The following is a 7,315-nucleotide window of genomic DNA, read 5'->3' as shown; positions in this document are numbered from 1 at the left end:
GAAGGGGGCAAGTACCCTTCCCATGGAATGCCCCTTAGAAAAAAGGGCGGGACCGTTTTTTCAAGCGGCCCCGCCTCTTCATCCTTTCCCTACCTGGGACTAATGGCCTTGACGGGGCACACCTCTGCGCAGGCCGCGCAGCCTATACACTTTTCTTCATCGACGACGTGCTTCTCCTTAAGTTTGCCCGAAATGGCCTGGACGGGGCATACCTTCGCACACTGGGTGCAGCCGATGCACTTGTCAGCATCGATATGATACTTGGCTGTATCGGCGCTCCTGATTTCCCTGGCTTCGCCGGAGCCCTTGGCTTCCCTGGTTGCCTTGGCGTCGTCAGCATCGTTGTCGTCCTTGACAGCCTTGGATTTTTTGGCGGCGGGCCTTTTGCCCGAGTCCTTCACGACCTCCTTCTGGCGCTCATAGGATGCGAAGGCGAATTCGTCGGTCATCCAGATACACTGAACAGGGCATATCTCGGTGCATTGGGCGCAGAAACAGCAGCGGTCCATGTGGAACAGCACCTTCTTTTCGTCCTCCAAGAAGTCGATGGCGTTGGCCGGGCAGACCTTGATGCAAAGTTTGCATCCGATACAGGTCTTCTTATCGTAGCCAATGCGGCCGCGGAACCCCTCGGGCACCTTGATGGGATCGTTGAGTTTCAATTTGCCCCGGGCGGCCGCCTTGAGGGCCTTGGTAAGATTGTCGGGCATGTAGGCCACAGGGAAGGGATTGGTGGCTGGATCCTCGCACCACTGCCTGAGCATCTGGATCATCATCCTGTTGATCATTTCAACTCCCCCTAAAGGATCACGTCGAGGGACAGCAGCACCATCCCGGCGAGGGACAGGCCCGCGATGTGAAACCAGTAAAATTGAGACGCCTGCCAAATCTTGAACCGGCCGAAGGCCGTTCGTATCGTCGTCACGCCTATGACCTGCATCAAGAAGACCTTCACCCAGAAGAAAAGGAAGTCCGCCATGAAGAGCATCGGCCCCTGGAGTCCAAGGCGGAGACCGACGGTCCAGGGAAAAAAGAGGGACACCACTACAGCGCACATGACCAGCGTCCGCAGGGAAAAGGCGAGTTTAAACATGGCCAGGTTACGGCCGGAATACTCGCAGATGAGTCCTTCGAGGATCTCAGTCTTGGCCTCGGCTATATCCATGGGCACCTTGCCCACCTCTGCGGGAACCACGGCCAGGAGGGCAACGAGCAGGCAACCCAGGCCGAAAAGTCCCGTCCACCCCACGACGCTCCAGACGGGCATGCTCACGAAGGTCTCTAGACTGAAGGGGTCGCCGGGCATCCCTGTACGGTAGGAGAACCAGGCCAGCGTGATGATGACCACCGCCAGGGGCAGTTCGTAGCTCATCATTAGGGTCATCTCGCGCTGGGCACCGACGTTGGCGTAGGTGGAGCCGCTGGCAAACCCTCCCACAGCTAGGGCCACCGCCGACAGTCCAAGCAGATAGAGGATAAGGATCAGGTCGCCGCTGCCTGTTAATAGTGGAGGCAATGAACCCATGGGAACGTAAAGGAGGATCATCATCGCGGCGGCGGCCGAGACCCAGGGGGCCCCGTTGAAGGCCCACGGAATGGCCCTGCGAGGCACGATGTTCTCCTTGCCCAGCAGTTTGAGGATATCGTAAAAGGGCTGAAAAAGCGGCGGCCCCAACCGGAGCTGCATCCGAGCGTGGATTATCCTGTCGACTCCCTCGTAGAGAAGGGAGACGAGGAGCGAGAAAAACAGCAGGCCGATTCCCGCGAGAACCTTGAATTGAATAAGGGTCATGACCCCATCAACCTCCTCGTCTTTTCACGACACCGCTCTACGAGTTCCGACCTGGTCACTACCTGTTCATGACCAGAGGAGCGGTCGGTGACTACCATGCGCTCCATGCAGGAGATGCACGGGTCAATGCTGTTGATGATGAGCGGCGAGTCGGCAAGTTCGTTTTCCCGGAACATGATTGGCCACGAGACGGCGTTTGAGTAGGTAGGAGCGCGGACCTTCCACCAAGTGACGTTCTCCTGCCCGCCTGTGAGCCTTATGACGTGGGTGTCGTCTCCCCGGGGGGCCTCGATGGAACTGAGGCCGATTCCGTCGGCCTGCTTGAGAAAACCCAGTAGTTTGGTCAGTTTGGGTTCCCACATGAGGTCACCCGTCGGAAGCCCCGCCAGGGCGGTCTCTATTATCTCCAGGGACTGGTAGACTTCCAACACCCTCACTAGAAAACGGTCGAAGACGTCGCCGCGGACCTCGCCTGTGTAGTCCTGGGGGACGACGGGCTTGACATCCATGTCGCAGTAGGCTTCGTAAGGAGAGGACCACCTGAGGTCAACCCTGAGACCGCTTCCCCTGGCAGTGGGGCCCAGGGCGCAATGAGTTATCGCGTCTTCACTGGATAGGACGCCCACGTCGCGCATCCTGGCCTTGGCGATGGGGTCGTCGGTGACGACATTGTAAAAGATGCCGAACTCGTTCTTGTAAAAGGTCAGCATATCCTGGAGGACTTTTTCCACCGCAGGGGTGATATCCCTCCGGACACCGCCGATGGTCCCCGTCCCGTAGTTTACGCGGTTGCCTGTAAGCGCCTCGAGCACGTCCATAACCTTCTCCCGCAGGATCATCCCCAGGTTGAAGGCTGAGTCGTAACCAAAGGTGTAGCAGGCAACCCCTGCCCAGAGTATATGGGAGTGAATCCTCTCCAGTTCCAGCACGATAGCCCTTATATATTGGGCCCTGGCGGGGACTTCGATCCCGGTGGCGTCCTCCACGGCTCGCGTGAAGGCTACAATGTGGGAAAAGGAGCATATCCCGCAGATGCGCTCGGCGAGGTAGATCACCTGTATCGGATTGCGTTCTCGGGCCATGAACTCGATGCCGCGGTGGATGGCGCCGGGGCGTATGACGGCGTTCTTGATACGCTCTCCGTCCACATCGAGCCAAGCCGTTATGGGTTCCTTGAGACCGACATGGACTGGCCCGATTGGCACTTTATAGGTTTTATTAGATCCTTGCGTCATAAAGGGCACCTCCTAGGAGAGCTCCCTGATGTCTTCTGGCTTGGGGCCGGTTTCGTCCCTGCGCCAGGGCTTGATATCCTCGTTCCAGTCCTCGGGGAGGAAAACAAGGCCTTTATTGGGTAGCCCGTCAAAGTCCACGCCGAACATCTCGCGGATCTCCCTCTCGCTGTACTCTATCCCAGGGACCCTGCTCCAGAGGGAGGGCATTACGAGATCATTCTTTGGCACGATGACGGAGATCGTGACGCCGAGCCTTTTGCCGCGATCGATGCTGCGGAAGATCGAGAAGTGATAGTTGAGTTCGATCGAATCACCGATATCGTCGCCGGAGGTGATCTGGAAATGGGGGAAGTCGAACTCCATCAGGGTATCCACCATCACCAGGAAGCGTTGCCTCTCCACGTACACCCAAAGGCACCGGTAGGCGTCTCCGTTCTCGACACCCCCCTTGTATTCCCGGAGGGTCATCCTTTCCGCAGTTTTGCGGAACTTCCTCTTCAGGAGAGAAAGGACCTTTTCAGGGCTTTCATATTCTTTCGTGTATTCCACGCGGCGCGGCCTCATTTCTCGGCACCTGCCTTTGTGAGGGATTCCTTCAGTTTTTCCAGTTTCAGCACTGCCTTGGCTACGCCCTCGATGATGGCCTCGGGCCTGGGAGGGCATCCGTGGACATAGACGTCGACGGGCAGGATGTTGTCCACTGGACCATCCAGGTTGTAGGACTTGTAGAAGACGTCGCCCGAGCCCGCGCAGTTACCCACGGCGATGACCACCTTGGGGTCGGGCATCTGGGCGTAGATCCTGCGCAACCGGCCGGTCATGTACTTCGTGACGGGACCGGTCACGAGCAGTGCGTCGGCATGGCGGGGTGAACCCACCAGTTTCATGCCAAAGCGCTCAATGTCATACCTGGGGGTAATGGTCGCCACGATCTCGATGTCGCATCCATTGCAGGATCCGCTGTTGCAGTGAAAGACCCAGATGGATTTAGTTAGTATGTCGAGGTAGCGTTCCAGTTTCATTGTCCCACCCCCTTAAAGAAGGACCAGCACCGCTACGACGGCCATGGTAAGCATGAAGTAGCCGACGTATTCGCTCGCGATACCGGTGTGAAGTTCGATAAGCCATTCGTAGTAGGGTTTGAGGGCCTCCACGAATCCCCAGTAGGCCGAGGCGGCGGGAACCCCCATATCGGCACCGTCCTCGGGCACAATGTTGCTTCCGTAGAATATTTCATCCTGCTCGGTACCTTCCTTGTAATCGCTGCGGCCCAAGGACCTGATCAAGAGGATGATGACCGCGCAGATCACGAAGAAGAAGAGCCAGATGTATACGTCCCAGTAGCCAAAACCCGAATAGACCTTTTCCCACATTACAGACCACCTCCCATGATAGCGGAAATGTAGCCTGCCTGGTCCACCAGGGCTTTGGCGGCAGGTTCAACCAGGTGAGAAAGCGTCCATCCTGGGAATAACGTGAGCGCCACGATGACCAGCGTGAGCACCGACATCCCTAAGAGCATCGACGCGGGCACTTCCACGACCTTTTCGAAGGTTTTCCTGGCTGGGCCAAGGAAAGCCGTCTGGAAGACCTTTACGAAGGAAGCCAGCGTCAGTACCGAAGTGACCAGGGCCACTACGGCCAGTAAGGGGTAGACGGCGAAGGTCGTCTGGTATATCAGCAGTTTCGAGACAAAGCCGTTGAAGGGCGGAAGGCCGGCGATGGCTGCGGCTGCGATGGCGAACATAAAGGTCGTCTGGGGCATCTGCCTGGCCAGGCCGCCGAGTTCGTTGAGATCCCGGGTGCCGGCCGAGTAGAACACCGCGCCGGCGCTGAGGAAGAGCAGGCCCTTGTACATGGTGTAGTTGACGATGTGGAAGATGCCGCCCTTCATGGCGGTGAAGCCATAATCGGCCATGGCCTGGTGGTCCTTAAGCGAAAGAAGTCCAACACCCAGGGCCAGCAGTATGTAGCCTATCTGGGAGACCGAATGATAGGCCATTAGCCGTTTCATCTCTTTCTGAATGACGGCCATGGTGACCCCGATGAACATGGAGAGGACACCCATGATGATTATCGTCCAGGGTATCACTGCGCTTCCAAGGGTCACGCCGTAAAGGGTGAAGCAGACCCGGAAAAGTCCGTAGAGCGACGCCTGGCTGACGGCGACCAGCAGGCAGGTGACCCCTGCCGGAGCCTCGGCATAGGCGTCGGGGGTCCACATGTGCATGGGGACGGCACCACTTTTCATGGCCAGCGACACCACGAGGAAGACCAGGGCAATTTTTTCGGCGTAGCCCATGTGGAGCATCCTGGCGACGGCCGCAATGTTGACAGCATTGTACCGCCCATAAAGGAATCCGACGGCGATGAGCACGAACATGGCTGACACGGTGGAGACCACCATGTACTTGAAGGAAGCTTCTATCGCCTCGGGTCGGTCCCTCCAAAAGGCGATAAGCCCGAAGGATGCCACCGAGGCTATCTCGAGGAAGACGAAGAAGTTGAAAAGGTCACCGGTGAGCTGCATGCCCAGCATGCCCGCAACCAGCAGGAAGTAAAGGGCCGAGAACTTCTCCAGGCCGGTGAACTTGTCCATGAAGCGAAGGGAAAAGAAAGCACCGGCAAGGGCGGCTATGGAACTGGTCACGCCCATGAAGGCGCTGAAGGCGTCAACTTGGAGGATGATCCTTACAGGCCAGCTCAGGCCCGAGGGAAGGGTGACGTTCCAGGCCTCGGCACCCATTACGTAGACCATCGTCCCGCCCGCGAGAACCCTTTGCAGAAGCATGACGGAGATGGCGGTGGTGGCAATGGAGACAATAACCATCCAGGTGTTGCGTATGAAACGTCCGGCGTGACCGACTACCAGGGAAAGGAAGGCTCCCAGGAGGGGCACAGCCAGGGCCAGCGCCGGAAGGTGCGTCTGCCAGTTCATCCCCTCAGCCTCCTGATCTCGCGGACGTCGAGCGTCCCATAGTGTCTATAAAGTAATATTACCAGCGAAAGGAGCAGCGCCGAAGTGGCCAGGCCGATGACGATAGCCGTCAGGGTCAGCGCCTGGGGTGTGGGAAGGACCATGGTTTCGACCTGTCCCGCCAGGGTAAATATCGGGACGGTCCCACCGCTTCGATAACCGAGGACGATGAGGAGAAGGTTGGCCGAGGCCTCGAGGAGCGATATCCCTATGGCTATCTTGATGAGGTTTCTCTCGGTTAGTATGGCGTATAGTCCGAGCAGGAATATGACTCCCACGACGAGGAAGGGGGCGTTACCTATCATGGCCCATCTCACTCCTTCCATCATATCTTTCGAAGAGGCGGATACCCTTGAACATGTAGATCAGGATCAGGGAGAGTCCGCTGACGACCTCCAGGCCCACGGCCATGTTCATCAGGGAAATGGTGCCGGCGCTGTTAAGAATGCCACTGTTGGGTCCGAGGGGGACCACTGCCCCGAAGAGTCCGCCCTGTCCTGCCAGGAAGTTGTAAAAAAAGGTCGTTCCCATGCCAAGAAACCCGGCGGTTATGAAGACCAGCAGCCCCGTCGCCTCCATGCCCGTGTATATGCCGGGCTTAACGAAGGATAGGACCCTTTTCCCCCCGTAGGCAACGAGGAGAAAAGCCGCCATAGTGGCAACTACGGCTCCCCCCTGGAATCCTCCGCCGGGAGATATATGCCCGTGGATGATGACATAAGCGCCGAAGATGCCCATGAACCAGGCGAAAATATCACAGATGGTCCTTACGACTACGGAAAGGGGATTCATCGCTTCTCACTCCCCTCACGGAAAAGGGCTAGAACGGAGCATACCGCAGTGAACAATACCGCGGCCTCGCCCAAGGTGTCGAAACCCCTGTAATCGAAGACTATCGAGGTGACGACGTTGTTGACGGAACGCTCCTGCTGGGCGTTCTCAAGGTAGTAGTCGTCCATGGGAGCTCGCGCCGTATCCCCAAAGGGGTGTATCCTGCTCAGCCCGCCAAGGAAGACACCGGCGACGACAAGAACGGCCACAATGAAAAGGACTTGCCTTTTCACTGTCCTACACCTCCTTTTGGTCCCTTCAGCGCCTTGCAGGCCCCGAGGGTGATGATGTAAATAGCAGTGCTCAAACCCGCTCCGATGGCTGCTTCGGCAATGGCCACGTCCGGTGCCTGGAGGATAAAGTACTCCACCGCCAGCACCAGGCTGAAGACCGCCAACGAGATCACCGATGAAAGAAGGTACGGGAAACAGACGGCGTAGAAAACCGCAATGACGATGATGGTCAGGACCGTCATGTGGG

The 7,315-nt window shown here is 57.7% G+C and carries 11 protein-coding genes; all 11 read right to left on the bottom strand.

Annotation, left to right across the window (positions count from 1 at the left end; translation table 11 throughout):
• Positions 1 to 89: 89 nt before the first annotated feature.
• From GX108_03090 to GX108_03040, 11 genes are read right to left on the bottom strand one after another with little or no spacing between them, the layout of a single operon-like run.
• Positions 90 to 788: a 4Fe-4S binding protein gene (locus GX108_03090; GenBank protein ID NLO56029.1), complete on the bottom strand. Its 699-nt coding sequence runs from the start codon at positions 786 to 788 to the stop codon at positions 90 to 92.
• Between the two features lie 11 nt (positions 789 to 799).
• Positions 800 to 1,792: an NADH-quinone oxidoreductase subunit H gene (locus tag GX108_03085; GenBank protein NLO56028.1), complete on the bottom strand. Its 993-nt coding sequence runs from the start codon at positions 1,790 to 1,792 to the stop codon at positions 800 to 802.
• Positions 1,789 to 3,027 carry an NADH dehydrogenase subunit gene (locus GX108_03080; protein NLO56027.1) on the bottom strand — a complete coding sequence of 413 codons (1,239 nt, stop codon included), beginning with the start codon at positions 3,025 to 3,027 and terminating at the stop codon, positions 1,789 to 1,791. Before GX108_03080 ends, GX108_03085 begins: the two co-directional genes overlap by 4 nt.
• A gap of 12 nt (positions 3,028 to 3,039) precedes the next feature.
• Complete coding sequence (locus GX108_03075; protein NLO56026.1) at positions 3,040 to 3,591, bottom strand: NADH-quinone oxidoreductase subunit C; 552 nt, start codon at positions 3,589 to 3,591, stop codon at positions 3,040 to 3,042.
• Positions 3,588 to 4,049 (bottom strand): NADH-quinone oxidoreductase subunit B family protein, encoded by a 462-nt coding sequence (locus GX108_03070; protein ID NLO56025.1) that lies wholly within the window; start codon positions 4,047 to 4,049, stop codon positions 3,588 to 3,590. Before GX108_03070 ends, GX108_03075 begins: the two co-directional genes overlap by 4 nt.
• A 12-nt stretch (positions 4,050 to 4,061) precedes the next feature.
• Complete coding sequence (locus GX108_03065; GenBank protein NLO56024.1) at positions 4,062 to 4,400, bottom strand: hydrogenase; 339 nt, start codon at positions 4,398 to 4,400, stop codon at positions 4,062 to 4,064.
• Positions 4,400 to 5,965 carry an NADH:ubiquinone oxidoreductase gene (locus GX108_03060; protein NLO56023.1) on the bottom strand — a complete coding sequence of 522 codons (1,566 nt, stop codon included), beginning with the start codon at positions 5,963 to 5,965 and terminating at the stop codon, positions 4,400 to 4,402. The genes GX108_03065 and GX108_03060 overlap by 1 nt, the downstream gene beginning before the upstream one ends.
• A complete protein-coding gene (locus tag GX108_03055; protein NLO56022.1) occupies positions 5,962 to 6,309 on the bottom strand; it encodes a cation:proton antiporter in 348 nt (115 codons plus the stop codon). The genes GX108_03060 and GX108_03055 overlap by 4 nt, the downstream gene beginning before the upstream one ends.
• Positions 6,299 to 6,796 (bottom strand): sodium:proton antiporter, encoded by a 498-nt coding sequence (locus tag GX108_03050; GenBank protein ID NLO56021.1) that lies wholly within the window; start codon positions 6,794 to 6,796, stop codon positions 6,299 to 6,301. Before GX108_03050 ends, GX108_03055 begins: the two co-directional genes overlap by 11 nt.
• The gene (locus GX108_03045; protein NLO56020.1) at positions 6,793 to 7,068 is read right to left on the bottom strand and encodes a hypothetical protein; all 276 of its coding nucleotides are present in this window, start codon (positions 7,066 to 7,068) and stop codon (positions 6,793 to 6,795) included. Before GX108_03045 ends, GX108_03050 begins: the two co-directional genes overlap by 4 nt.
• Positions 7,065 to 7,310: a DUF4040 domain-containing protein gene (locus GX108_03040; GenBank protein ID NLO56019.1), complete on the bottom strand. Its 246-nt coding sequence runs from the start codon at positions 7,308 to 7,310 to the stop codon at positions 7,065 to 7,067. Before GX108_03040 ends, GX108_03045 begins: the two co-directional genes overlap by 4 nt.
• Between the last annotated feature and the right edge of the window lie 5 nt (positions 7,311 to 7,315).

Origin of the sequence: Thermovirga sp. (genome assembly GCA_012523215.1) — a bacterium.
Classification (GTDB): domain Bacteria; phylum Synergistota; class Synergistia; order Synergistales; family Thermovirgaceae; genus 58-81.
This window is presented reverse-complemented; position numbering and strand designations above follow the sequence as displayed.